We start from the raw sequence: 23,965 nt of genomic DNA on the forward strand, positions 1-23,965 counted from the left end.
TAACTGCAAGGGGCTGTGCAGATTTGCATGGCCCCCTTTTCTTTACCCGGAAGCCCTATGGTCACACGTCTCTATACCCATCCGATTTACCTTGAACATCTGACACCGGCAGGTCATCCGGAACGGCCGGATCGTTTGCGCGCGCTTGGCAAAGTATTGGACGATCATGCATTTGATGGGTTGGACCGCGTTCAGGCGCCCATGGGCGACGAAGCGACCATTCTTTATGCCCATCCAGAAACTTATCTGGAACGCGTTCGCATGACGATACCGCAAGAGGGGCTCACTCGTGTCGATTCTGATACGACTGTTAGTCCAAAGAGCTGGGAAGCAGCGCTGACAGCGATTGGTGCGGCCAATGCTGCGGTTGATGATGTGTTTTCCGGCAAGGCGGATAATGTATTCGTGGCGTCACGGCCCCCGGGCCATCATGCCGAACGTGACAGGGCGATGGGGTTCTGCCTCTTCAACAATGCCGCTATCGCTGCCCGGCATGCGCAAAAGGCCCATGGTATTGCGCGCGTTGCGATCGTTGACTGGGACGTGCATCATGGCAATGGTACACAGGATATATTCTGGGAAGACTCATCCGTGCTTTATTGCTCAACGCATCAGATGCCGCTTTATCCGGGCTCCGGAGCCAAAAGCGAAACAGGCGTCGGCAATATTGTCAATGCGCCGCTTGATCCGGACACTGGCAGCGAACATTTCCGCGAGGCGTTCAACACACGTATTTTGCCGTCGCTCGACGCATTCCAGCCGGAGCTGATTATTGTCTCCGCCGGGTTTGATGCGCATCATCGCGATCCTCTTGCGGAAATAAACCTGAATGAGGATGATTTTGACTGGGCAACCGGCAAGCTTATGGAAAGAGCTGGGAGCTACGCATCAAACCGTCTTGTCAGTCTTCTGGAAGGCGGGTACGACCTCAAGGGTATGTCGCTCTCCGCAGGCGCACATATCAAACGCTTGATGGAAGGATGATAAATGGCCGATACACCGAACAACTCCGATATCGCTGCCATGAGTTTCGAGCAGGCGCTCGATCAGCTGGAAAAGATTGTTGATGATCTGGAACGCGGCGATGTGCCGTTGGAACAGTCAATTCGAATCTACGAACGCGGTGAAGCGCTCAAGAAGCATTGCGACGTCCTGTTGAAATCCGCTGAAGACAAGGTGGACAAGATCAAGCTTGGCCGTGACGGTCAGCCGGTGGGTACAGAGCCGCTCGATCCGGAGTGACACCAGCGCAGGCTGTTCACCTTGTAAATGAGCAGCTATGATTAGGACTGTAACAGTCTGGAGCTGCCTCCCATGAGCTTTTTCCCCGGTAACGATCCTGAACCTGGTGATGCCATCGCCGTGGATTCAATCGAAACCTTGATCATACCCCGCACAAGCGACATTGGCGGCCTGGAAGTTCGGCGTGCATTGCCGACGGCAAAACGGCGGCTGGTTGGCCCATTCATCTTCTTTGATCGTATGGGCCCAGCAATCCTTCGTCCGACGGATCCGCTGGATGTGCGCCCGCATCCCCATATTGGTCTTTCAACAGTTACCTATCTTTTCGATGGCAATATTCGCCACCGCGATAGTCTTGGCACGGAAATGGTCATCAAGCCCGGTGACGTCAATTTGATGACCGCGGGCCGGGGCATTGTCCATTCCGAGCGGTCCCCTGAAGAGTTACGTACGCAGCCGCTGCCTATATCGGGTTTGCAGACATGGCTCGCCCTCCCGGATCATCTGGAAGAAATTGACCCCACCTTTGCCAATACCGAGGCGAGCCGACTACCCGTGCTTCAAGAATCGGGGCTCGACGCACGCGTCGTCATGGGCCAGTTTCATGGCGCAAGTTCCGGCGTTAAGCAGCATGCCGAAACGCTTTATGTCGATATTCGCCTAGAGCCGGGCGCGCATATCCAGATTCCCGCCAATGCGGCCGAGGAGCGTGCCATATACACGCTGGATGGACCCGTCGAAATTGCGGGGCAAATCTTTCCGGCAGACCGGCTTTTGGCTTTCCGTCCGGGCGACGAGATTATCATTTCTGCTCCGCAAGGCGCACATTTCATGCTGTTTGGCGGCGCTACCCTATCGTCCAAGCGCTATATCTGGTGGAATTTCGTCTCTTCGTCGAAGGAGCGTATTGAGCAGGCGAAAGAGGAATGGCGCACTGGCCGCTTCGATATCGTGCCGGGCGACGAAGAAGAGTTCATTCCTTTGCCTGAAAATTGACGTGAGCCTTCGTTAAATCCGGCTGCTTGCCGGTTCTGGGGATTTGCTCTAGGACAACAGCTCGCATCCGGTCGATTTCTGACGCTAAAACTGGAATTTATAGAGTGAACAACAAGCCTGAAACGCCATTATTGGATCGCGTGACCATTCCTTCACAGCTGCGTGCTTTGCCGGAATCCGACCTTCCGCAATTGGCACAGGAGCTTCGCACAGAACTGATCGACGCTGTGTCGACGACAGGCGGGCATCTTGGTGCAGGTCTTGGCGTTGTTGAACTGACTGTCGCCTTGCATCATGTTTTCGATACCCCGCATGACCGCATCATCTGGGATGTCGGTCATCAGGCCTATCCGCACAAGATTTTGACCGGGCGGCGCGATCGCATCCGCACGCTGCGGCAGGAGGGCGGGCTTTCCGGCTTCACCAAGCGCAGTGAAAGCGAATACGACCCGTTTGGCGCGGCACATTCCTCGACTTCGATCTCAGCGGGCCTGGGCATGGCTGTGGCCAGTGACCTTGCGGGCATAAAGCGCAATGTTATTTCTGTCATTGGTGATGGCGCCATGTCCGCCGGGATGGCTTATGAAGCGATGAACAATGCCGGTGCGCTGGATGCACGGCTTATCGTTATCCTTAATGATAATGATATGTCGATTGCTCCGCCAACCGGTGCGATGAGTGCCTATCTTGCCCGTCTTGTTTCGGGCCGCGCCTATCGTTCTTTCCGCGAAACGGCCAAGCAGCTTGCAAAGAAACTGCCAAAATTCTTGCAGGAGAAAGCCCGGCGCTCGGAAGAATATGCCCGTGCCTTCTGGACGGGCGGAACAATGTTTGAAGAGCTGGGCTTTTATTATATCGGCCCCATTGATGGTCACAATCTGGATCATCTGCTGCCGGTACTGAAAAATGTGCGCGACACGATGGACGGACCTGTCCTTATTCACGTGGTGACGCAGAAGGGTAAGGGCTATGCCCCGGCGGAAGCTTCTGCTGACAAATATCACGGCGTGAACAAGTTCGACGTTATTACTGGCGCACAGGCAAAGCCCCCGGCAAATGCGCCAAGCTACACCAAGATTTTTGCCACCAGCCTGATCGAGGAAGCCCGCCACGATGACAGGATCGTCGCTGTCACGGCAGCCATGCCCGGTGGGACAGGTCTTGATCTGTTTGGCGAAGTGTTTCCCGACCGTACATTTGATGTGGGCATTGCCGAACAGCATGCGGTTACTTTTGCGGCAGGTTTGGCGAGTGAGGGTTTGAAGCCTTTCGCGGCGATTTACTCAACCTTCCTGCAGCGCGGCTATGATCAGGTTGTGCATGATGTGTCATTGCAAAATCTGCCGGTACGCTTTCCCATTGATCGCGCCGGTCTTGTAGGAGCCGACGGAGCCACTCATGCCGGTTCGTTCGATACTGGCTTTCTCGCTGCGCTTCCCGGCTTTGTCGTTATGGCCGCCTCGGATGAGGCGGAACTGCGTCATATGGTGCGTACCGCTGCTAAGTATAATGAAGGCCCGATTTCGTTCCGCTATCCACGCGGCGATGGTATCGGTATCGACCTGCCAGAGCGAGGGAGCATTCTCGAGATCGGCAAGGGACGCATTGTCCGTGAAGGAAGCAAAATTGCGCTTCTATCCTTTGGGACACGGCTGGCCGAGTGCCTGATGGCTGCTGATGAACTCAATGCGGCAGGACTTTCAACGACTGTCGCCGATGCACGATTTGCCAAGCCGCTGGATGAGGATATGATCCGCCGTCTTGCCCGCGAGCATGAAGTGCTTGTGACTGTGGAGGAGGGCGCAATCGGTGGCTTTGCCTCGCATGTCCTCCACTTCCTCAGTCGTGATGGTCTTCTTGATCAGGGATTGCGCGTTCGCACATTGACGCTTCCGGATATTTACCTCGATCATGCCAAGCCCGAAGTGCTTTATGCCCGTGCCGGTCTTGATAGTGCTGGAATTGTGGAAGCGGTGTTTGGTGCACTTGGACGTAACCATATGGTTGCGCCTGCCCGTGCCTGAATTCAATTGATGCGCCTCGATCAACTTCTGGTGGAGCGCGGGCTCTTTACCACGCGGTCGCGGGCACGAGACGCTATTATGCGCGGTACTGTCACGGTTGATGGCTCTGTCGTTTCCAAACCGGGCACTGCGGTGGCTGAAACCGTAGTGATTGCAGTCGATGATCCCGCAAGTGCTTATGTTTCCCGTGCAGCATTGAAACTTATTGCAGCACTGGATCATTTCGCCATTGCTGTAACAGGAACTGCTCTGGATATAGGTGCCTCAACCGGTGGTTTCACACAGGTCCTGTTGGAGCGCGGCGCGCAGCATGTGATTGCGGTTGATGTTGGAACAGCCCAGCTTCATCCTCGCATCGCCTCTGATCCGCGTGTTACAAACCTTGAAAATCTCAATGCGCGTGCTCTTGCGCGTGACCATCTTGAGGGCCGGAATATTGATCTGGTTGTCTCGGATGTAAGCTTTATTTCCCTAAAGCTGGCTTTGCCCCCTGCGCTCGATCTGGCCGAAAATGGCGCTCATTGTGTGCTGCTGGTGAAGCCGCAATTTGAGGCTGGCCGCGATGCAATTGGCAAGGGCGGCATTTTGCGCAATCCAGAGGATGGGATTCGCGTCGCAAATGATCTAAGAGACTGGTTGGATCAATTGCCGGGCTGGAAAGCATTGGGGCTTTGCCCTTCACCCATAGAGGGTGGCGATGGCAACCGCGAATTTCTTCTGGCCGGTATTAAAAGCAAAAACTGAAAAGACAACATCAATGAGCACGCGCGTAACAATCGAACGGATGGGCGCCGGGGGCGACGGCATTGCTGCCACGGCCGCTGGCAGCGCCTATGTGCCATTTTCCCTGCCGGGAGAGGTTGCCAACGTAGCCTTGGAAAACGGTCGCGCCACGATGATGGCCCTGATCGAACCATCACCGGAGCGGGTTGCACCCGCATGCCGGCATTTTGAAGAGTGCGGTGGCTGCACATTGCAGCACTGGCAGGATAGCGCTTACCAGGAATGGAAAAGATCGCTGGTCCAAGATGCACTTGGCGGCAGGGGACTGCTGTTCAAACTTGAACCGCTTGTCACTTGCGCACCACAGACGCGCCGCAGAACGGTATTTGCCGTGCGTACCAGTGAGCGGGGAGCCGTGCTGGGCTTCAATAAACATCAAAGCCACGAATTGATCGACATTGCTGAATGCCCGATCACGGTGCCAGAGATTGTATCCCGCCTTGATGATCTGCGCGATCTCGTTGCGGTTTTGGGCGGGGGCATGAAGCCGTTCAAGCTCACTGTGACGTCAACAGCATCCGGCCTTGATATCACCGCTTCCGGATGCGGCGCGCCCGATGCTGCAAAGCGGCAGGCACTAACGGCACTGGTCATCAAAAAGGATTTTGCGCGCCTCTCTTTTGAAGGTGAGATCATTGTCGAGCCGCGAAAGCCGCTTGTCCATTTTGGTAAAGTGCCAGTGTTCTTGCCGCCGGGCGGGTTTTTGCAAGCTACCGCTGAGGCAGAAGAAGCCATGTGCAATCTGGTAGCCGGGCATCTTGCCAAGTCGAAAAAGACATTGGATCTATTTTGTGGTTCCGGCACTTTCGCTTTTAGAATGGCGGAAAAATCTTCCGTCCATGCGGTAGAGAGCGATCAGGGCGCTGTTGCAGCAATTGATCGCAGTGTCCGTTTCGTACAGGGATTGAAGCCGGTTAGTGTCGAGCGACGTGATTTGTTCCGTCGCCCGTTTCTGGCGCGAGAACTTGCACCATTTAATGGTCTCGTTTTTGATCCGCCCCGCGCCGGTGCCGAAGCACAGGCAATCGAAATCGCCAAATCATCGGTTTCAAAGGTGGCTGCGGTTTCCTGTAACCCGGTTACTTTGGCACGGGATCTGAGCATTCTCGTCAAGGGGGGATATAAGATTGATCGCGTTGTGCCGGTTGATCAATTCCTCTGGTCGTCACATGTGGAAGCCGTGGCTTTGCTTAGCAAGAAATAGGTTGCGAGTTACTCGCTCTAACCTCGATTACGGCCCGACCATAAGAGTGTTTGTTGACTGCACTTGAGTTGATTGTGGTTCGCCCCTCAGGCAAGCTCAAGAGCGCGCAAGGGGCATTGATGTAATGCGTGGTTCGACAAGCTCACCATGAAGGAAGTTTTGTGGGTCGCAGCGACAACTTGCTAGCCTTGCAAGAGTTGGCGCCCTGCAATCAACCCACCTTCCTCATCCTGAGCTTGTCGAAGGGCGCATTTGGTTTGTGCAAATCAGGCTTTCCTAAAATAATCTCGACAAACTTATCCAACAGTTCCCGCTCTGAATTATTCTGCTCCTGTCCTTCCCGCGGGGAACAGCTTCCGGAGCCGTTCGAAGTTTGGGGAAGGATGGGCGCCTCCGATGGCGGGTTACGGACCCGCTATCCGGGGACGTTCTGTCCAAGGGTTCCCCTGCCGTTACTAGGAACGGCGCGTGCTGGACGAGCACTTTAAGGGGCGAGTAGGTGACGCATGGCGCGCCGCAAATGGCGCTCCTTGGGTAGCCGAGGCCTCCCAAGCGGAACGGACAGAATGCAAAATCGCCGGACGGGCGGTCTTCGGATCGCTTACCTACTACAAAGACGCGCTTCGATGACCGCCCGTCTTTCCTACCATCTCAATAGCCAGACGCAAAGCGGGCGTGGCAAGGGATCGCCACACCCGCGTTCTTTGAAAATCGATTGGGAAGATTAAACCGAGGTTCCGCCTACGGTCATCTGGTCCATGCGCAAATGGGGCTGGCCTACGCCAACAGGCACCCATTGACCGCCTTTGCCACAATTGCCGATACCGGTATCGAGTTGCAAATCATTGCCGACCATCGATATTCTCTGCATCGCGTCAGGGCCATTACCGATAAGCATTGCACCTTTGACAGGCGCGCCGATTTTTCCGTTTTCGATCATATAGGCTTCGGTACAGCCGAAAACGAACTTGCCTGAGGTAATATCCACCTGGCCACCGCCAAATGACACGGCGTAGATGCCCTTTTTCACGGATGCGATAATTTCGTCCGGGGTCTTATCCCCGCCAAGCATATAAGTATTGGTCATGCGGGGCATTGGCGCATGGGCATATGATTCGCGCCGTCCATTGCCGGTGGGTTGCATGCCCATCAGCCGCGCATTCTGGCGATCCTGCATATAGCCGACAAGAATACCGTCATCGATCAGCACGGTCTTGTTTGTCGGCATTCCTTCATCGTCAACGGTAAGCGAGCCGCGGCGTTCCGAAATCGTACCGTCATCGACCACTGTTACGCCTTTGGAAGCCACTTGCTGGCCAAGCAGACCGGCAAACGCAGATGTCTTTTTTCGGTTGAAATCACCTTCGAGGCCGTGACCCACGGCCTCGTGCAGCATGACGCCAGGCCATCCGCTTGAAAGAACGATATCGAACGTACCGGCTGGAGCTGGAATGGCTTCAAGGTTGACCAGCGCCTGACGCAGTGCTTCATCTGCAGCATATTGCCATTTATCGGTGGCAATGAATTCGCCAAACCCCTTGCGTCCGCCAGCGCCATAAGTGCCGCTTTCCTGCCGGTCACCACTTCCCACGACAACCGAAACATTCAGGCGCACCATCGGGCGAACATCGCGAACGAAATGGCCATCGGCCCGCAAAATCTCGACTTGCTGCCATGAACCGGCCAGCGACACGGAGACCTGTCGAACTTTGGGGTCTTTGGCACGCAGATAGGCGTCGATTTCCTGCAGCAATTTCACCTTGGCTTCAAAGCCGGGTGACCCAAGCGGGTTTTCGTCGCTGTACAGGCTGCTATTGGTTCCGGGGGGCGCGGCCGTATATGCGCCGGCATAGCCGGTCGTGACCGCAGAGGCAGCATCGGCAGCGCGTTTTAACGCGCCCAGCGACAGTTCGCCAGCATGAGCATAACCCACCGCGTCACCAGCCACAGCGCGAAGTCCAAAACCTTGATCCTGATTGAAAGAGCCGTTCTTCAGCCGGCCATTGTCGAAGACGAGACCTTCCGATTCGCGATACTCGATGAACAATTCGCCATCATCAGCGCCGTTCAGCGACTGCTTGACAGTATCCAGAATTTTTTCGCGAGGTGCATCGAAACTATCGATCAGGCTTTTCATTATATCCGGTCCGGTTTCATTTGGGTGTACCGGATGTAAGCCTTCGGGCTGCGCGCGACAACCGCTATCTTAAGGAAAGATCAGGGGAGGGCGTCGAAGCCTTCGCCGAAACCGTTGAGCTCCACCGGAATGCCGATACCCTCTTCAGGCGTCTGGAACACGATGAAGGTTGCAGCCTTGCCGGTTTTGAGGGTCTGAACCAGCTGTTCTTCCAAAATGACTTCCGCGTAACAGCCATCTTCAAAGCAGCGCACGAAATAAGCGCGGCCAATATCCTTGCCGTCAACATTAAGACCAAGACCATTCGGAAGGAGAACGCCCAGCGGAGCAAGGACGCGCAATATCTTTGCTTTGTTGTCGGCGGTTTTCAGCACCACCACGGAAAGACCCATTTCGGGACGATCTGCAGCGACAACGTTCTGGATGAGCGCGCATTGTTCTGATTTTGCGCCTGCCGGCGTATCGCAAAGAATAGACCAGGCACCGTGGGTTGATTTGACAGTCCCGCTTTGCGGCGCTGCCAGTGCGCTGCCGGAAAGGGCAGTCAGGGACAGGGCAAAAATACCAGCAGCTATATTGCGAAGGGCTAAAATGGACATGGTGGCTCCAAAACGAATCATCCAGACGTTAGACCGCCGGGAACCGGATGAAAAGAATGCTGCACGAACACTCCCCAAGGTATGACAGCCAATCTTGTGTTGTAATGCAAAAATGGCTGCATTGTGGGCCTCCTTCATACTTATCCCGGAAAATGGTGAGCTAGCGTTAAAAAATCGCAACTTTCATAGGTTGGCGCATTTCGATGACAAGCTGCGCGCAAAAATGCCGCATGAGATCACGTTCGCCTTCCTTGCGATGTAGGCTAATGTGTGGTTTGAACGCGACATGCGACCGGGCCTCGAACGTCCGGCATTAACGTATGGAACTGATGCTTCATTCGGGAGATCTCTAGGTGAAGAAGAATATTGTCAAGCTGGCCGGTGTCCTGGGTAGCTTCCTGAGTGCCGGTACGGCCATCGCGGCGCAACCAGAGCCATGGCAAATGACATTCCAGCCAGCTGCATCCGGTATTATGGAGCAGATCGTCTGGTTTGAGCACTATACGCTGTGGTTTATCATTCCAATCACGATTTTTGTGATGATATTGCTGGCCTGGGTGATGTTCCGCTATCGCGCCAGTGCCAATCCCGTTCCGTCAAAGACGAGCCACAATACTGCTGTTGAGATCGTCTGGACTGTCGGTCCTGTCGTTATTCTTCTTTTCCTTGCCATTCCATCATTCCAGTTGCTGACGGCGCAATATTCGCCTGAAGATCCCAAGCTGACGATCAAGGCAACGGGATACCAGTGGTACTGGGGCTACGAATACCAAGCCAATGAAGCGCCGCTTTCATTTGATTCGCTGATTCTCAAGGATGCCGACCGCGCAACTGCAGGTAAGGCAGACATCAAGGCCTATCCGCGGCTCTTGGCTGTGGATAATGAAATGGTCGTTCCGGTGAATACGACTGTTCGCATCCTCGCGACCGGCGCTGACGTCATTCATGCTTTCGCAATGCCTGCATTCGGCGTCAAGATTGACGCTGTGCCGGGTCGTATGAATGAGACATGGTTCAAGGCTGACAAAGAAGGCCTCTATTACGGCCAGTGCTCGGAAATCTGCGGCAAGGATCATGCTTTCATGCCTATCGCGATCCGTGTCGTATCGGAGCAGCAGTACAACGCATGGTACGCGGCCGCTGGCAGTGATTTGCCGGGAGCCTATAAGACACTCGCTGCATCAATCGATGATGGCAAGAATATCAATGTGGCTGGCAACTAAGTCAGCTGCGCTTTGCATTTGAGGAACGGGAGCTATCTCATGGCAGGTTCAGCTGCTCACGAAGCCCACGACGATCATCACGACCACAAACCCAGTGGTTGGACTCGTTGGGTCAATTCGACCAACCATAAGGATATCGGAACGCTTTATCTGATTTTCGCGATCATCGCGGGTATAATCGGTGGCGCGCTTTCGATTGCCATGCGTGCCGAGCTCCAGGAGCCCGGTATTCAGATTTTCCATGGTCTTGCTGCCATGGTCTATGGCTACGAGGGTGATGCGGCAATCGATGCCGGTAAGCACATGTACCTTGTGTTCACCACAGCTCACGGCCTTATCATGATTTTCTTCATGGTTATGCCCGCCTTGATCGGTGGTTTTGCCAACTGGATGGTGCCGATCATGATCGGTGCGCCAGACATGGCATTTCCACGTATGAACAACATTTCGTTCTGGCTGCTCCCGCCAGCTCTGATTCTTCTGCTTCTGTCATTGTTCGTTCCCGGTCCAGCCGGTGGTTACGGTACAGGCGGTGGCTGGACGATCTATCCGCCGCTTTCGACAACGGGTCAGCCCGGTCCGGCGATGGATTTGGCAATCCTGTCACTCCACATTGCTGGAGCCTCGTCCATTCTCGGTGCGATCAACTTTATCACCACGATCTTCAATATGCGCGCTCCGGGCATGACCCTGCACAAGATGCCGCTGTTCGCATGGTCGGTGTTGATTACTGCCTTCCTGCTGCTGCTCGCTTTGCCGGTTCTTGCTGGTGGTATCACCATGCTGCTGACGGACCGCAATTTTGGCACGACATTCTTCGCGCCTGAAGGCGGCGGTGACCCGATCCTGTTCCAGCATCTTTTCTGGTTCTTCGGTCATCCGGAAGTGTACATCATGATTTTGCCAGCCTTCGGCATCGTCAGCCACATCATATCGACCTTCTCGAGAAAGCCTATTTTTGGCTATCTCGGCATGGCCTATGCCATGGTCGCCATCGGCGTCGTCGGATTTATCGTATGGGCGCACCATATGTATACGGTCGGTCTTTCGCTCGACACGCAGCGCTATTTCGTTTTCGCAACGATGGTTATCGCTGTTCCAACTGGCGTTAAGATTTTCTCATGGATTGCGACCATGTGGGGCGGCTCAATCGAGTTCAAGCCACCAATGGTTTGGGCAATCGGCTTTATCTTCCTGTTCACCGTCGGCGGTGTGACAGGCGTGCAGCTGGCCAATGCGGGCTTGGACCGTGCGATGCACGACACATACTACGTTGTTGCCCACTTCCATTATGTTCTGTCACTGGGTGCTGTGTTTGGTATCTTCGCTGGCTGGTACTACTGGTTCCCGAAGATGACGGGCTACATGTATAACCACACGATTGCCCACACGCATTTCTGGGTCACCTTCATTGGTGTGAATCTGGTGTTCTTCCCGCAGCATTTCCTTGGGCTTGCCGGTATGCCACGTCGCTATATCGACTATCCAGATGCTTTCCAGGGTTGGAATGAAGTATCGTCCATCGGCTCATACATTTCCGGTGTCGCCGTTCTCATCTTCCTCTTTGGCGTGTTTGAAGCATTTGCCAAGAAGCGCGAAGCCGGTGCGAACCCATGGGGCGTAGGTGCAACCACTCTGGAATGGCAGCTTTCATCGCCTCCGCCTTTCCATCAGTGGGAACAGCTTCCACGTATTAAGTAAATGATCATGATAACCGGGCTGATTCATACAGTCCGGTTATCTCCTGAACGAAACTGAACTTTTGTAAGATCGAGCGCATGTCATTGATTGAGAAACACGCAACACTGGATGCAAACATTGGCCTCTCTGAAGCCAGTGCATCAGACTATATTGCGCTTCTCAAACCACGCGTCATGTCGCTGGTCGTGTTTACGGGTTTTGTTGGTTTGATGGCAGCGCCGGGCCACATTAATCCGGTAATTGCCGCCATTGCGATCCTTTGCATCGCTGTTGGCGCTGGCGCCTCCGGCGCTCTCAATATGTGGTATGATGCCGATATTGACGCGGTGATGAAGCGCACAGCCAAACGTCCAATACCAGCTGGCCGGCTCTCCCGCGATGAAGCGCTGACTTTTGGCCTGCTGCTTTCAATTTTCTCCGTTTTGACTCTCGGTCTGTTTGTCAATTTGCTGTCGGCGTTCTTGCTGGCCTTCACGATCTTCTTTTACGCCGTCGTTTATACGATGTGGCTGAAGCGCTCTACACCGCAGAACATCGTTATTGGTGGCGCGGCAGGGGCTTTCCCGCCAATGATTGGCTGGGCTGCTGTGACTGGTTCGGTCAGCATGGAAAGCATTGTTCTTTTTCTGATTATCTTTCTATGGACGCCACCCCATTTCTGGGCGCTGTCGCTGTTCATGTCCGATGATTACGAGAAGGCTAAAATCCCGATGATGCCCAATGTCATGGGCGAAGCTTCAACGAAGTTTCAGATCTGGCTATATACAATTCTGGTTGCGCCGGTGGCGGTTCTGCCTTGGATTATGGGTTTCGCTGGACCCGTTTATGGCGTGTTTTCGATTGCGATGGGCTTTGCGTTTTTGTTTTACGCATGGACCGTGTGGCGCGCGGAAATCGGCGAGCCAATGATCAAGCCTGCAAAGAAAATGTTCGCATTTTCCATCTTCTATCTCTTCAGTCTCTACGCCGTCCTGCTCGGCGAGATACTTGTGCGTAAAGCACTTCTGGTTCTGGGTGTTTAAATGAGTGATGACCGCATAACATTAAGCGACAAGCAGAAGCGCGCTCGACGCAGCCGCTCGCTCGCACTTGCGCTTGCGCTCGCAGCTTTCGTCCTTATCGTTTATGTTGGTACGTGGGCCAAGCTTGGTGCCAATATCCTGAACAGGCCTATGTGATGAGCATGGAAACGGGCTCTGATAAAGAAGTTCTAGTGGCAAAACGTAAGGTTTCAGACCGGACGATCGCGATTTCTTGTCTGGCGTTTTTCTTCGGGATGGTCGGCATGGCTTTTGCTGCCGTGCCATTATATGCAATGTTCTGCCAGGTTACTGGTTATGGCGGTACGACACAACGTGTTGAGCAAATGTCGGACACCATCCTCGACAAGACAATCACGGTGCGTTTCGATGCCAATACATCAGGCGGGTTGCCATGGGATTTCAAGCCTATGCAGCGGGACGTGTCGCTGAAAATCGGTGAAACCAAGCTGATTAAATATGAAGCCAGGAATGTCGCATCGCAGCCGACCTCGGGACGTGCACTGTTCAATGTGACGCCCATGGCTGCCGGCGCATATTTCAACAAGGTTGAATGTTTCTGCTTTACGGACACCGTCTTGAAGCAGGGCGAAGATCTTGAAATGCCGGTCGTATTTTTTATCGATCCTGAAATTGTAAATGCGCCGGAGCTCAAAGGCGTCAACACAATTACGCTATCCTACACTTTCTTTCCGATACCAATGCCTGCGCCCGTTGCGGCCAGTGCAGAGGTGAACAAGACAACGACATCGGGACAGCTCTGAGGAGATGTTGATGTCTAGTGCAATAAACAGACCTTGCGGGGGTTAACATGGCCGAAGCGCACCAAAAGAACCACGATTATCATATTATCGATCCAAGTCCTTGGCCGTTCCTTGCCTCGGTAGGCGCATTCATCCTTGCCCTCGGCGGTATTGGTTTCATGCAATACAATAAGGGCGGCGAATTTGTCCTGTTCAAAGCCAATCTGACCACACCTTGGCTTTTCGCCATTGGCTTGGTCATTGTGCTCTACACAATGTATGGCTGGTGGTCGGATACGATCAAGGAAGGCAAACAGGGACACCATACCCGCGTTGTGTCGTTGCATTTGCGCTATGGCATGATCATGTTCATCGCTTCAGAAGTGATGTTTTTTGCCGCTTGGTTCTGGGCATTTTTTGATGTCAGCCTTTATCCGGGTGAAGTTGAGCAGGTGGCTCGTACGACATTTACGGGCGGCGTGTGGCCGCCAAAGGGACTTGAAGTTCTCGATCCACTGCATCTGCCACTTTACAACACGGTTATTCTGTTGCTGTCCGGCACGACTGTAACCTGGGCACACCATGCTTTGATCCACAATGATCGCAAGGGTCTTATAACGGGTCTCGCTCTTACCGTTATCCTTGGCGTTCTGTTCTCGTTTGTTCAGGCATATGAATACATTCATGCGCCATTTGCATTCAAAGATTCGATCTATGGTGCCACCTTCTTCATGGCGACTGGTTTCCATGGTTTCCACGTCATCATCGGAACGATTTTCCTGGCGATCTGTCTACTTCGGTCTATCCGAGGCGATTTCACGCCTGACAAGCATTTCGGCTTTGAAGCTGCTGCTTGGTACTGGCATTTCGTTGACGTGGTTTGGTTGTTCCTGTTTTTCACGATCTATGTCTGGGCATCGTGGGGTGCGCCGATCGCTGCTGGACATTAAAAACTGGCAGTATTGATGCTAAAAGAGCGGTCGCAGAAATGCGGCCGCTCTCATTATTTGAGCACATTGCTGCGGCATGGATTTTCGATGATCGCTAAACACGTGTTGCTGCTGATTGTGCTTGTGGGCCTCATTTTGGTGAGCGGAACATTGGCCGATGCGGCTGAGAAAGTTGATCTCGTGCGGGTCGAAAAATCCCAGCGAAAGATGCAACTCTTGTCAGGAAGCTCGGTCATTAAAGAGTACAAGATTGCACTTGGCGCTCGGCCGGTCGGCCATAAGCAATGGGAGGGCGATGAACGTACGCCTGAAGGCCGATACGTTCTCGATTGGCGAAATCCGAAAAGTATGGCGCACAAGTCAATCCATATTTCTTACCCGAATGCGCGAGATAAAGCGGCAGCCAAGTTGATGGGAGTGTTGCCGGGTGGTGCGATCATGATCCACGGTGCAGTCAATGGTTATGGATGGTGGGGATGGGTGCTTCAACTTATCGACTGGACAGACGGGTGCATAGCCGTCACTAATCCGGAGATGGATGAAATCTGGGCACTTGTCCAAGATGGAACGCCAATCGAAATTTACCCTTGAGTGATACTTGATGAATGAAGATTCTGCGCTTTATCCGCCTGTCGACCCATTCGCCGCAGGAGTGAAGGCTAAATGCCCTCGTTGCGGGCAGGGGAAGCTATTCGACGGCTTCATTACTCCAGCCAAGCGCTGCACAAGTTGCGGCTTGGATTACTCGTTTATTGATTCCGGAGACGGTCCTGCAGTTCTTGTTATGCTGATCATCGGCTTTATCGTTGTCGGGCTGGCGCTGTGGATGGAAGTCAATGTCGATCCGCCGCTATGGGTACACTTTCTGCTGTGGATACCGCTGGCACTTTTATTGTGCTTGACGGCGCTCCGCTGGATGAAGGGTGTATTGATCGCCCTTCAGTACAAGCACAAGGCTGCAGAAGGCCAGCTAGATATTCCATCGTCAAATGAACACTAGTCCAAATATTATGGAGCAGCGGCGCTTTCCCTGGGTCATGCTGATTCTCGGTTCCATTGTTTTTTTCATTCTCATTGCGCTGGGGACATGGCAGGTTGAGCGTCTGCAGTGGAAAGAAAATCTACTGGCGGAAATAGAACAGCGTACCCATACACCGCCGGCTTCGCTCACTGAGATTGAAAGCTTGTGGGCGGAAAAACACGATATTGACTATCGACCGGTGACTGTGACCGGTCAATTTTTGCATGGGCAAGAACGGCATTATTTCGCAACATTTGCAGGAATGTCAGGCTTTTATGTTTATGCACCGCTTCAGATGATCGACGGCAGAATTATTTTCGTCAATCGCGGGTTTGTTCCCTATGACAAAAAAGAACCCAGCAGTCGTGGCTCAAGCATTGAAGGACCGGTTTCGGTTAGAGGTCTGGCGCGCAATCCGCTTGACGCCAAACCTTCGTCAATTGTGCCTGATAATGATTTGAAGGCCAATATTTACTACTGGAAAGATTTGCCGGTAATGGCGGCTCAGTCTGGAGTGCCGACGGACAAGCTAGTTCCGTTCTTCATTGACGCAGATAAAACGCCCAATCCGGGCGGTCTGCCGATCGGTGGCGTAACGATTATCGATTTGCCGAACAGTCATTTGCAATATGCAGTTACCTGGTATGGACTTGCCGCAACTCTGCTCGCTATCGCAGGCATATCGGTCTGGCGGCGCACTCATCCAAAAGAGGAACCGGTTCAATCCAATAGTTCGGGGTTGACTTCGCGTTGAATGCCGCCCAATTCCAAGAAGTACAAATTTGGCTGAGATATGATGATGACTGAGAAAGCTCCACTTACAATCCGTCTTTGCGGACCGCGCGGATTTTGCGCCGGAGTGGATCGGGCTATTCAGATCGTTATTCTGGCGCTGAAGAAGTATGGTGCGCCAGTTTATGTCCGTCATGAAATCGTTCACAACCGTTATGTTGTCGAAGGATTGCAGGCGCGAGGCGCAGTTTTTGTCGAAGAACTGGATGAGATTCCTGCCGAGCATCGCGGTCAGCCAGTCGTATTTTCAGCCCATGGAGTGCCGAAATCGGTGCCGGCGGACGCTGAAAACAAGAACCTGTTTTATCTTGACGCCACATGTCCCCTCGTTTCCAAAGTACATAAACAGGCGATGCGCCATCAGCGTCTTGGGCGTCATGTGGTCCTCGTGGGCCACTCCGGTCATCCAGAGGTGATCGGCACCATGGGACAGCTACCGGACGGAGCTGTAACACTTATCGAAACTATTGAAGATGCGGCAAACTATATGCCCGCGGACCCAGAAAATCTTGGTTTCGTCACGCAGACCACCTTATCGGTGGATGACACAGCCGGGATAATTGCGACTTTGCAGGAACGTTTTCCGGCACTCACCGCACCGGCGGCCGAGTCCATTTGTTATGCCACCACCAATCGTCAGGATGCGGTAAAAGCTGCCGCCCCAGGCTGTGACTTGTTCCTGATCGTCGGGGCGCCGAATTCTTCCAACTCCAAGCGGTTGGTCGAGGTGGCTGAGCGCTCCGGTGCCAAACAGTCGCTTCTGGTTCAGCGGGCAGCCGATATTGACTGGAACAGCGTGGGCAAAATTGCCACCGTCGGGCTTTCTGCTGGCGCATCAGCGCCCGAGATCATCGTCGACGAAATTATCCAGTCATTTTCAGAACGGTATTCGGTGTCGATTGAACTGGCGGAAACCACAGTTGAAACAGAGAATTTCCACGTTATGCGCGATCTGCGGGATGTAGAATTAACAAGTCACGACATGGCTTTTGTCAATGGGACCCACTGACTATGGCCGTCTATACCGATATTAACGAAATCGAACTCGCACAATTTTTAAAGAACTACGATATCGGGGAGCTGCTCTCCTACAAAGGTATTGCGGAAGGCGTGGAAAACTCAAACTATCTTTTACACACGAGCAAGGCTGCGTTCATTCTGACCCTATACGAAAAACGCGTCGACAGTAGTGATCTGCCTTTTTTTCTGGGCCTCATGGAGCATCTTGCCGGTAAAGGTATCAGCTGTCCCTTGCCTGTGGTTCAGAAGTCAGGCTCAAACATCGGCGAACTTGCAGGTCGTCCGGCCGCTATCGTAACTTTTCTGGAAGGCATGTGGATGCGCAGGCCAACAGTGCAGCATTGTGCGGCACTTGGAGAGGCACTGGCGCGAATGCATCTTGCTGGTGAAGATTTCCCCATGCGCCGCAAGAATGCGCTCTCGGTGGAGAGCTGGCGCCCGTTATGGAATAATTCCAGAACCGATGCAGACCAAGTCGAGGCAGGTCTCGCGAAGGAAGCCGAAGAAGATTTGTTGTTTCTGGAAGAAAATTGGCCCTCCCATCTTCCTTCTGGTGTCATTCACGCAGACTTGTTTCCCGATAACGTCTTTTTTCTCGGTAGCAAGTTATCGGGAATTATCGACTTTTATTTCGCCTGCACAGACCTTCTCGCCTACGACGTTGCTGTTTGTCTGAATGCCTGGTGTTTCGAAAAAGACAATTCATTCAACTTGACAAAGGGCACGGCATTGCTGCGCGGCTACAACGCTGTCCGTCCCTTGTCGAAAGAAGAGGCGGCAAGTCTGCCGGTTTTGGCCCGGGGTTCCGCACTGCGTTTTATGCTCACAAGGCTCTATGATTGGCTGAATACCCCTGAGGGAAGCTTCGTAGTCAAAAAAGACCCGCGGGAATATCTGCGTCGCATGCGCTTTCATCGCCAGATAAGCTCCCCTGAAGAATACGGATTGGCCTTTGAGGGGCAAAAAGCGTGAAGGAGATACAAGCTTTCACTGATGGCGCTTGTTCAGGCAATCCCGGTCCCGGGGGCTGGGGCGCTGTACTGCGCTGGAACGGCAATGAAAAAGAACTTTCTGGCGGTGAGGCGGATACCACCAATAATCGCATGGAGTTGATGGCCGCAATTTCGGCTCTTAATGCACTGAAAGAACCGTGCCAAGTCGATGTCTATACGGACTCAGTCTATGTGCGCGATGGTATTTCCGGATGGATCGAGGGCTGGAAACGGAATGGCTGGAAAACGGCTGCGAAAAAACCGGTGAAGAACGCCGAACTTTGGCAAGCCCTTGATGAAGCGCGCAAGCGCCATAAAGTTGTCTGGCATTGGGTAAAAGGCCATGCGGGGCATCCGGAAAACGAACGGGCCGACGAATTGGCCCGCGCCGGCATGGCGCCTTACAAACGGAAGTAAATGGCAAGGATCGGATAACCGATCCTTGCGATTCTGAACTTTATCAGAGCTGTTCGAGAATTGTAGCGGCGCTCGAAGTGACCGCCTGACCGGGCGATTCCTCAATATTGAGTTGTTTCACAACGCCATCTTCGATCAGCATGGAATAACGTTTCGATCGCACGCCCATATTGCCCGCGCCGAGGTCTATTTCCAGTCCAACGTCCTTGGTGAAGGTTGCGTTTCCGTCAGAAAGATACTGAATTTTGCCTTCACCATTGGTGGCTTTTGCCCAAGCGCCCATGACGTGAGGATCATTGACTGCGACGACCACGATTGAGTCCACGCCTTTTGCCAAAATGGCGTCGCGGTTCTCAAGATAGCCCGGCAAATGATTCATGCTGCAGGTCGGAGTGAATGCGCCGGGTACGGCAAAAAGCACCACTTTTTTACCTTTGAACAGCACGTCGGAGCTGATTTCGCTTACACCTTCGTCAGATTTTGTTTTGAACTTTGCATCGGGTAAACGTTCGCCCACCTTGATCGTCATGAACTGGCTCCTTGGATAAATAGTATGACGTAACTGACATAGTGCTGCCGACATGTTTTTACGAGTTATTATTGAACGTCAATCGTTCCAGCTGCGGCCTGCTTTCCTTGGACCAATGTATAGTTCAGGATTATCGATTTCTCTTGCTTGCCGGAGGTGAGTGGCACGGAAAATACGGCGCGATTTCCGTCACGTTTTTCAAGCTTGGCCATGCCAAAGGCTACCGATCCGTTTCCCGCAGCAAAAATGTCGATATCCGGGTCATCGGCAGGTAAGTTGACGACGAGTTCAATAGCATCACCCTTCCTGGATGCGGAGGTCGCTCCGAAGTTGGTTGTGGCTTTGGCGGGTAATTGTTCAAAAGCCGTGCTTATCAACGTCCTCGAAAGAGCGTCAGATGGCGAATTGTCGATGTCTATATCGAATTCTGCCATAACGGGGATGCAGATTGTCTCACAAATACCAAGGAACGCATGGCCTTTCAGTTGTGCAGGCTGGTTGGGTTCCGTCAAAGTCAGTGTGACGGGAAGCGAGACCGGCTGTTTATAACCCGCCCAATGCGTGCCTCCATCGTCAAAGCGGTGTGGCGCTGGGAAGGCAAGCGTAGCACTTTTAACATTTGTGCTACCAGTGATACTTAGCTCTGGTGGCACGCCCGCATCGCCCGGTTCACGCCAATAGGTTTTCCAGCCTTGATCAAGGTCGATTTGGACGATGCCTCGTACCTCATTTGCATTGGGCGGAGGGTTGTCTATCACCAGGCGGACGCTACCTCCGGGTGTTTTTGTCCATTCCGAACTTCCAGCATGAGCTTGAAAAGCAGTGGCTAACGCCGCTAGAAAAATAAATATTCTGATCTTCATGCCTAACCATTACAGGCCTTTGGGACGCGAGCAAGAAGGGTCTGAGCTTCAATTCATCATTTCTGCGTGAGCTTTCCGTTAGCCAGGAATTATGCCTATGGTTACGATTCGTTATCCATGCCCGTTGTCATTTGCAAATTCCTTGATACCTTTACTGCTATGGAGATTTTCAGAGACGCCAGTAAAAATACAGGATTTCTGAATGGGCAGTTCCTTCTCGCAATGCCGGGGATGGATGACAGCCGCTTTGCACGGTCGGTGATTTATGTCTGTGCGCACTCCGAAAAGGGTGCGATGGGCCTGATTATCAACCGCGCCCAGGAAATGGAGTTTGCAGATATTCTGGTTCAACTGGGTGTGCTTGATGAAGAGCAGGCTATTGTTATGCCAGAAAGAACACGTGATTTCCTGGTCCGCAGCGGTGGTCCTGTTGAGATGAGGCGTGGGTTTGTCCTGCATTCAGATGACTATCTTACAGATTCAACAATGCCGGTTGCCGAAGAGATTTGCCTGACAGGGACAATCGATATTCTGCGCGCTATTTCCGGGGGCCGTGGTCCCCGCAAAGCCCTGATGACACTCGGATATTCTGGCTGGGCATCCGGACAGCTGGAAACAGAGATAGCAAATAATGGCTGGCTAACGTGCCAAGCGCCACAGGAATTGCTGTTCGATACCGATATGGACCGCAAGTACGATCGTATTCTCAGTCATATGGGTGTTGATCCATCCAGGCTGGCAACTGTTGCGGGCCACGCATAGTTGCCTTGGAAACTAGGATGCTTTGGATTGCTGGAACTGATCGCGTAGCAGTTTAGTTGCTACATCCAAAGTCAGCGGAGGGCTGAACATGAAACTCTGGGCAAACTCACATCCCATTTGACGCAGTTGCAGCGCATCGCTTTCGTTCTCGATTCCCTCCGTGACCACCGATAATCCCAAATCATGCGCCATGCTGATCATCGATCGCAACAGCGTAACCTTTTGCGGTTGTTCCGCTTTCAGGAAAGACCGGTCAATCTTGATCATGTCGAACGGGAAAGATGTCAGATAGGACAGGGAGGAGTATCCCGTACCGAAATCATCGAGCGAAACGCCGACACCCATCGCTTTGATGCTCGAAAGCACATAAGCGGACCGCTCCGGGTTCTCCATCATAAGAGACTCGGTCAATTCCAGCTTGAGGCTGGCTGGACTGATCTGTGTTTGCAGCAATACGGATCGCACATCATCAATCAAATCCTGGCGGATCAGTTGGCTGCTGGATATATTCACCGATACGAATAACGGGTTAGCACCAAGATTGCGTTGCCAGTTCACCAGATCTTCAGCAGCGCGGTGCATTGCAAACAGGCCAAGCTGGACAATCAGGCCGGAACTCTCGGCAATAGGTATGAACTCCGATGGCGGTATAGAGCCGCGGCGGGGATGATCCCAGCGCATAAGGGCTTCAAAACCGGCAATGCTATTGTCTTCCAGGCGTATGATCGGCTGATAAGCCATATGAATTTCGCGGCGCTCAAGCGCGCGGCGCAAATCAGATTCAAGTTGAAGACGGTCACTTCCGACTGCACGGAAAGCAGGGCGGAATGGCTCGATGCGGTCCCCTCCAAACCTTTTCGCCTGATACATGGCAAGCTCGGCGTCTTTGACCAGGTCTTCTGGCGAAGCCGACGTGCCGCTAGTCCATGTGATCAACCCAAGCGATGCGGTGAGTACGATTTCGCGTTTCGAGAAGGCGATGGGCGCACGAATTGCCTGTTTGATAGCTTCAGCAAAGGCGGCGATTTTCGCAGGCTCGCTTTCCGATACCAGAATAAGGCCGAACTGATCTGCCGACAGGCGGCTCAGCGTATCCTGCGGCCGCAACAGCCGGTGCAGACGACGCGATATTGTGAGCAGGAAAGTATCACCTGCGGACATGCCAAGGCCGTCATTGACCTGCTTGAAACGATCAATGTCGATGATAAAAATCGTTGGACGCAGTTTGCTTTCTGTCTGCGCCATGGTGATAACTGAACCCAGGCGATCAAGAAACAGTTCGCGATTGGGCAGTCCCGTCAGATTATCGTGAACAGCATCATGAAGCAGGCGTTCTTCCGCCTTCTTCTGCTCAGTCACATCAATTAGCGTACCGACACAACGCACAATCTCTCCGTCAGAGCCAATCACGGGCCGTGCTTTCAATGAATACCAATAATAATGGCCATCATTGGCGCGCAGGCGGAAGGTCTGCGATATCCGGCCCCGCCGGTTTTCAAGAATGACATCAAGCGTAGTGCGAAAACGATCGCGGTCATCCGCATGCAAAGTTGGTAGCCAGTTGCGGACGGCACCGTGAAGTGAACTGGCCGACGCCCCAAGAAAGTTTGTAAGGTCAGGGGTGGTCACTACGCGGTCACGCGGCACATCCCAATCCCAGACGATATCGCCAGAGCCGATAATGGCCAAGGCCTGCCGCTCTACGTCCGAGAAGAGGCCTTGCTGCAATGCACCCCCAGAAAATGCGTGCTGCATGACGGTAAAACCGATCAACAGGACGATAAGCACCAATCCTCCAGCCAAGGCCGGCTGGATGATGTCATTGGACAGAATGCCGGATACGGTCAGCCAGCTTCCAAGCAACCAGACCAATAACAGCATCCATGTCGGTATCAGCATGATCGCCCGATCATAGCTCCTGAACGAGAAAAACCCGATCAACAAGGTGCCCGACAGAATCGTTAATGCGAACGAGAAGCGGGCGATGCCAGCAGCAATCGGAGGATCGAAGATGGCAACACCGGAGACAATGCCCAACCCCAGAATCCACGTTAGCGCGCCATAGCTGAAATTGTCGTGCCACCGATTGAGATTCAGGTAGGTGAATAGAAAAATCACCAATGTTGCAGCAAGCGCAACTTCCGTTCCAGCTCGCCAGACTTGTTCGTTGCCAGGAGTTATCTCGATCAGCTTGTTCCAGAAACCAAAATCGACGCAGATATAGGCCAGCACGGCCCATGCCAAAGCAGCCGTTGCAGGAAAAAGAGAAGTTCCCTTCACCACAAACAGAATGGTGAGAAACAGGGCAAGTAGCCCAGCAATACCCAACAGGATCCCGCGATACAACGTATAAGAATTGACCGTATCCTTGTAAGCGTTGGGCTCCCACACATAAACCTGCGGCAGATTGGGAGACGCCAATTCGGCAACCAAGGTGATGACAGAGCCCGGGTTAAGCGTAATCAGAAAGATATCGGCGTCTTCACTTGCCTGCCGGTCGAGCGCAAAACCTTCGCTGGGCGTGATGGAAGTAATGCGGGTGGAGCCTAAATCTGGCCAGATAAAACCAGAGCCGACAAGCCGGAAATGCGGTACAACGATCAGGCGATCGATCTGTTCGTCGGTCGGATTTGCCAGGGCGAATGCAGCCCAGTCACCGGTCGCTCTTTTGTCATTTGCAGGCACTTCGATGCGGCGAACAATACCATCGGTGCCGGGCGCGGTGGAAACCTGAAACGTCTCGCCCTGATTTCTGTAAACTTCAACCGCCTTTGACAGGTCAAGCGCAGTGCTTTCCTTGGTGATCTTGATGGTTTCAAATGCTTGAGCGGTCGCATGAAGAGCCAACAACGAAACGATAAGGACACACATGCGCAACAAGCTTCTCAGCATATGTCCAGTCAATAAAGCCACCGATAATACCTTTG

The 23,965-nt window shown here is 53.1% G+C and carries 24 protein-coding genes; 19 read left to right on the forward strand and 5 right to left on the reverse strand.

The features are described from left to right. The first annotated feature begins 57 nt into the window (after nt 1-57). From V9K92_RS07560 to V9K92_RS07585, 6 genes are all read left to right on the forward strand, one after another. Complete coding sequence (locus V9K92_RS07560) at nt 58-984, forward strand: histone deacetylase family protein (RefSeq protein WP_337353688.1); 927 nt, start codon at nt 58-60, stop codon at nt 982-984. 3 nt (nt 985-987) lie between these two features. After that, the gene (locus tag V9K92_RS07565) at nt 988-1,242 is read left to right on the forward strand and encodes an exodeoxyribonuclease VII small subunit (RefSeq protein WP_337353689.1); all 255 of its coding nucleotides are present in this window, start codon (nt 988-990) and stop codon (nt 1,240-1,242) included. A 72-nt stretch (nt 1,243-1,314) separates the two neighbouring features. Continuing rightward, complete coding sequence (locus V9K92_RS07570) at nt 1,315-2,238, forward strand: pirin family protein (RefSeq protein ID WP_115052123.1); 924 nt, start codon at nt 1,315-1,317, stop codon at nt 2,236-2,238. 104 nt (nt 2,239-2,342) lie between these two features. Then, nucleotides 2,343-4,262: a 1-deoxy-D-xylulose-5-phosphate synthase gene (gene dxs, locus V9K92_RS07575; RefSeq protein WP_337353690.1), complete on the forward strand. Its 1,920-nt coding sequence runs from the start codon at nt 2,343-2,345 to the stop codon at nt 4,260-4,262. 9 nt (nt 4,263-4,271) lie between these two features. Beyond that, entirely contained in the window at nt 4,272-5,006 is a 735-nt protein-coding gene (locus V9K92_RS07580) for a TlyA family RNA methyltransferase (protein WP_337353691.1), read from the forward strand. A gap of 13 nt (nt 5,007-5,019) precedes the next feature. Continuing rightward, a complete protein-coding gene (locus V9K92_RS07585; protein WP_336440766.1) occupies nt 5,020-6,249 on the forward strand; it encodes a class I SAM-dependent RNA methyltransferase in 1,230 nt (409 codons plus the stop codon). A gap of 724 nt (nt 6,250-6,973) precedes the next feature. On the opposite strand, the gene tldD is transcribed toward V9K92_RS07585, so the two are convergent. Together tldD and V9K92_RS07595 are read right to left on the reverse strand one after the other, a co-directional pair. Continuing rightward, on the reverse strand, nt 6,974-8,386 hold the full coding sequence (tldD, locus tag V9K92_RS07590) for a metalloprotease TldD (RefSeq protein WP_337353692.1): 1,413 nt from the start codon (nt 8,384-8,386) through the stop codon (nt 6,974-6,976). Nucleotides 8,387-8,466: 80 nt separating this feature from the next. After that, nucleotides 8,467-8,985 carry an invasion associated locus B family protein gene (locus tag V9K92_RS07595; RefSeq protein ID WP_115052212.1) on the reverse strand — a complete coding sequence of 173 codons (519 nt, stop codon included), beginning with the start codon at nt 8,983-8,985 and terminating at the stop codon, nt 8,467-8,469. Between the two features lie 353 nt (nt 8,986-9,338). On the opposite strand from V9K92_RS07595, the gene coxB reads away from it, so the two are divergent. The 12 genes from coxB (at nt 9,339) to rnhA (ending at nt 18,884) form a co-directional block, all read left to right on the forward strand. Further along, nucleotides 9,339-10,208, forward strand: a complete 870-nt coding sequence (gene coxB / locus V9K92_RS07600) for a cytochrome c oxidase subunit II (RefSeq protein ID WP_115052114.1) — start codon at nt 9,339-9,341, stop codon at nt 10,206-10,208. Between the two features lie 39 nt (nt 10,209-10,247). Continuing rightward, nucleotides 10,248-11,909 carry a cytochrome c oxidase subunit I gene (gene ctaD, locus V9K92_RS07605; RefSeq protein ID WP_115052112.1) on the forward strand — a complete coding sequence of 554 codons (1,662 nt, stop codon included), beginning with the start codon at nt 10,248-10,250 and terminating at the stop codon, nt 11,907-11,909. A 77-nt stretch (nt 11,910-11,986) separates the two neighbouring features. After that, the gene (locus V9K92_RS07610) at nt 11,987-12,931 is read left to right on the forward strand and encodes a heme o synthase (protein WP_307283335.1); all 945 of its coding nucleotides are present in this window, start codon (nt 11,987-11,989) and stop codon (nt 12,929-12,931) included. Then, entirely contained in the window at nt 12,932-13,087 is a 156-nt protein-coding gene (locus V9K92_RS07615) for a hypothetical protein (protein ID WP_307283337.1), read from the forward strand. It abuts the gene before it with no gap. Between the two features lie 5 nt (nt 13,088-13,092). Beyond that, nucleotides 13,093-13,713 (forward strand): cytochrome c oxidase assembly protein, encoded by a 621-nt coding sequence (locus tag V9K92_RS07620; protein WP_370878859.1) that lies wholly within the window; start codon nt 13,093-13,095, stop codon nt 13,711-13,713. A 47-nt stretch (nt 13,714-13,760) separates the two neighbouring features. After that, nucleotides 13,761-14,642 carry a cytochrome c oxidase subunit 3 gene (locus tag V9K92_RS07625; protein WP_337353693.1) on the forward strand — a complete coding sequence of 294 codons (882 nt, stop codon included), beginning with the start codon at nt 13,761-13,763 and terminating at the stop codon, nt 14,640-14,642. Nucleotides 14,643-14,729: 87 nt separating this feature from the next. Beyond that, nucleotides 14,730-15,233 (forward strand): L,D-transpeptidase family protein, encoded by a 504-nt coding sequence (locus V9K92_RS07630; protein ID WP_337353694.1) that lies wholly within the window; start codon nt 14,730-14,732, stop codon nt 15,231-15,233. A 10-nt stretch (nt 15,234-15,243) separates the two neighbouring features. Then, nucleotides 15,244-15,642: a DUF983 domain-containing protein gene (locus V9K92_RS07635; RefSeq protein WP_115052104.1), complete on the forward strand. Its 399-nt coding sequence runs from the start codon at nt 15,244-15,246 to the stop codon at nt 15,640-15,642. Continuing rightward, a complete protein-coding gene (locus V9K92_RS07640) occupies nt 15,632-16,417 on the forward strand; it encodes an SURF1 family protein (protein WP_337353695.1) in 786 nt (261 codons plus the stop codon). Before V9K92_RS07635 ends, V9K92_RS07640 begins: the two co-directional genes overlap by 11 nt. Before the next feature lie 42 nt (nt 16,418-16,459). Next, a complete protein-coding gene (gene ispH, locus V9K92_RS07645; RefSeq protein ID WP_337353940.1) occupies nt 16,460-17,464 on the forward strand; it encodes a 4-hydroxy-3-methylbut-2-enyl diphosphate reductase in 1,005 nt (334 codons plus the stop codon). A 2-nt stretch (nt 17,465-17,466) separates the two neighbouring features. After that, nucleotides 17,467-18,447 carry a homoserine kinase gene (locus V9K92_RS07650; RefSeq protein ID WP_337353696.1) on the forward strand — a complete coding sequence of 327 codons (981 nt, stop codon included), beginning with the start codon at nt 17,467-17,469 and terminating at the stop codon, nt 18,445-18,447. Further along, nucleotides 18,444-18,884 carry a ribonuclease HI gene (rnhA, locus tag V9K92_RS07655; RefSeq protein ID WP_115052096.1) on the forward strand — a complete coding sequence of 147 codons (441 nt, stop codon included), beginning with the start codon at nt 18,444-18,446 and terminating at the stop codon, nt 18,882-18,884. Before V9K92_RS07650 ends, rnhA begins: the two co-directional genes overlap by 4 nt. Before the next feature lie 43 nt (nt 18,885-18,927). On the opposite strand, the gene V9K92_RS07660 is transcribed toward rnhA, so the two are convergent. Beyond that, nucleotides 18,928-19,413, reverse strand: coding sequence for a peroxiredoxin (locus tag V9K92_RS07660; protein ID WP_337353697.1), 486 nt, complete (start codon nt 19,411-19,413; stop codon nt 18,928-18,930). A 68-nt stretch (nt 19,414-19,481) separates the two neighbouring features. Continuing rightward, entirely contained in the window at nt 19,482-20,171 is a 690-nt protein-coding gene (locus V9K92_RS07665; protein ID WP_337353698.1) for a protein-disulfide reductase DsbD domain-containing protein, read from the reverse strand. A 264-nt stretch (nt 20,172-20,435) separates the two neighbouring features. Here V9K92_RS07665 and V9K92_RS07670 point away from each other — a divergent pair, with 264 nt between their 5' ends. Then, a complete protein-coding gene (locus V9K92_RS07670) occupies nt 20,436-21,038 on the forward strand; it encodes a YqgE/AlgH family protein (protein ID WP_115052210.1) in 603 nt (200 codons plus the stop codon). A 12-nt stretch (nt 21,039-21,050) separates the two neighbouring features. On the opposite strand, the gene V9K92_RS07675 is transcribed toward V9K92_RS07670, so the two are convergent. Next, nucleotides 21,051-23,909, reverse strand: coding sequence for a putative bifunctional diguanylate cyclase/phosphodiesterase (locus V9K92_RS07675; protein WP_307286432.1), 2,859 nt, complete (start codon nt 23,907-23,909; stop codon nt 21,051-21,053). Nucleotides 23,910-23,965 lie beyond the last annotated feature (56 nt).

Origin of the sequence: Phyllobacterium sp. CCNWLW109, from assembly GCF_037203905.1 — a bacterium.
In the GTDB taxonomy this organism is placed as follows: Bacteria; Pseudomonadota; Alphaproteobacteria; order Rhizobiales; family Rhizobiaceae; genus Phyllobacterium; species Phyllobacterium ifriqiyense.

Bases quoted from the DNA above. Each gene is read 5' to 3' on its own strand.
- V9K92_RS07560 (WP_337353688.1), top strand. From the start codon at position 58: ATGGTCACACGTCTCTATACCCATCCGATTTACCTTGAACATCTGACA.
- V9K92_RS07565 (WP_337353689.1), top strand. From the start codon at position 988: ATGGCCGATACACCGAACAACTCCGATATCGCTGCCATGAGTTTCGAG.
- V9K92_RS07570 (WP_115052123.1), top strand. From the start codon at position 1,315: ATGAGCTTTTTCCCCGGTAACGATCCTGAACCTGGTGATGCCATCGCC.
- V9K92_RS07580 (WP_337353691.1), top strand. From the start codon at position 4,272: ATGCGCCTCGATCAACTTCTGGTGGAGCGCGGGCTCTTTACCACGCGG.
- V9K92_RS07585 (WP_336440766.1), top strand. From the start codon at position 5,020: ATGAGCACGCGCGTAACAATCGAACGGATGGGCGCCGGGGGCGACGGC.
- tldD (WP_337353692.1), bottom strand. From the start codon at position 8,386: ATGAAAAGCCTGATCGATAGTTTCGATGCACCTCGCGAAAAAATTCTG.
- V9K92_RS07595 (WP_115052212.1), bottom strand. From the start codon at position 8,985: ATGTCCATTTTAGCCCTTCGCAATATAGCTGCTGGTATTTTTGCCCTG.
- ctaD (WP_115052112.1), top strand. From the start codon at position 10,248: ATGGCAGGTTCAGCTGCTCACGAAGCCCACGACGATCATCACGACCAC.
- V9K92_RS07610 (WP_307283335.1), top strand. From the start codon at position 11,987: ATGTCATTGATTGAGAAACACGCAACACTGGATGCAAACATTGGCCTC.
- V9K92_RS07615 (WP_307283337.1), top strand. From the start codon at position 12,932: ATGAGTGATGACCGCATAACATTAAGCGACAAGCAGAAGCGCGCTCGA.
- V9K92_RS07620 (WP_370878859.1), top strand. From the start codon at position 13,093: ATGGAAACGGGCTCTGATAAAGAAGTTCTAGTGGCAAAACGTAAGGTT.
- V9K92_RS07625 (WP_337353693.1), top strand. From the start codon at position 13,761: ATGGCCGAAGCGCACCAAAAGAACCACGATTATCATATTATCGATCCA.
- V9K92_RS07630 (WP_337353694.1), top strand. From the start codon at position 14,730: ATGATCGCTAAACACGTGTTGCTGCTGATTGTGCTTGTGGGCCTCATT.
- V9K92_RS07635 (WP_115052104.1), top strand. From the start codon at position 15,244: ATGAATGAAGATTCTGCGCTTTATCCGCCTGTCGACCCATTCGCCGCA.
- V9K92_RS07640 (WP_337353695.1), top strand. From the start codon at position 15,632: ATGAACACTAGTCCAAATATTATGGAGCAGCGGCGCTTTCCCTGGGTC.
- ispH (WP_337353940.1), top strand. From the start codon at position 16,460: ATGATGACTGAGAAAGCTCCACTTACAATCCGTCTTTGCGGACCGCGC.
- V9K92_RS07650 (WP_337353696.1), top strand. From the start codon at position 17,467: ATGGCCGTCTATACCGATATTAACGAAATCGAACTCGCACAATTTTTA.
- V9K92_RS07660 (WP_337353697.1), bottom strand. From the start codon at position 19,413: ATGACGATCAAGGTGGGCGAACGTTTACCCGATGCAAAGTTCAAAACA.
- V9K92_RS07670 (WP_115052210.1), top strand. From the start codon at position 20,436: ATGGAGATTTTCAGAGACGCCAGTAAAAATACAGGATTTCTGAATGGG.
- V9K92_RS07675 (WP_307286432.1), bottom strand. From the start codon at position 23,909: ATGTGTGTCCTTATCGTTTCGTTGTTGGCTCTTCATGCGACCGCTCAA.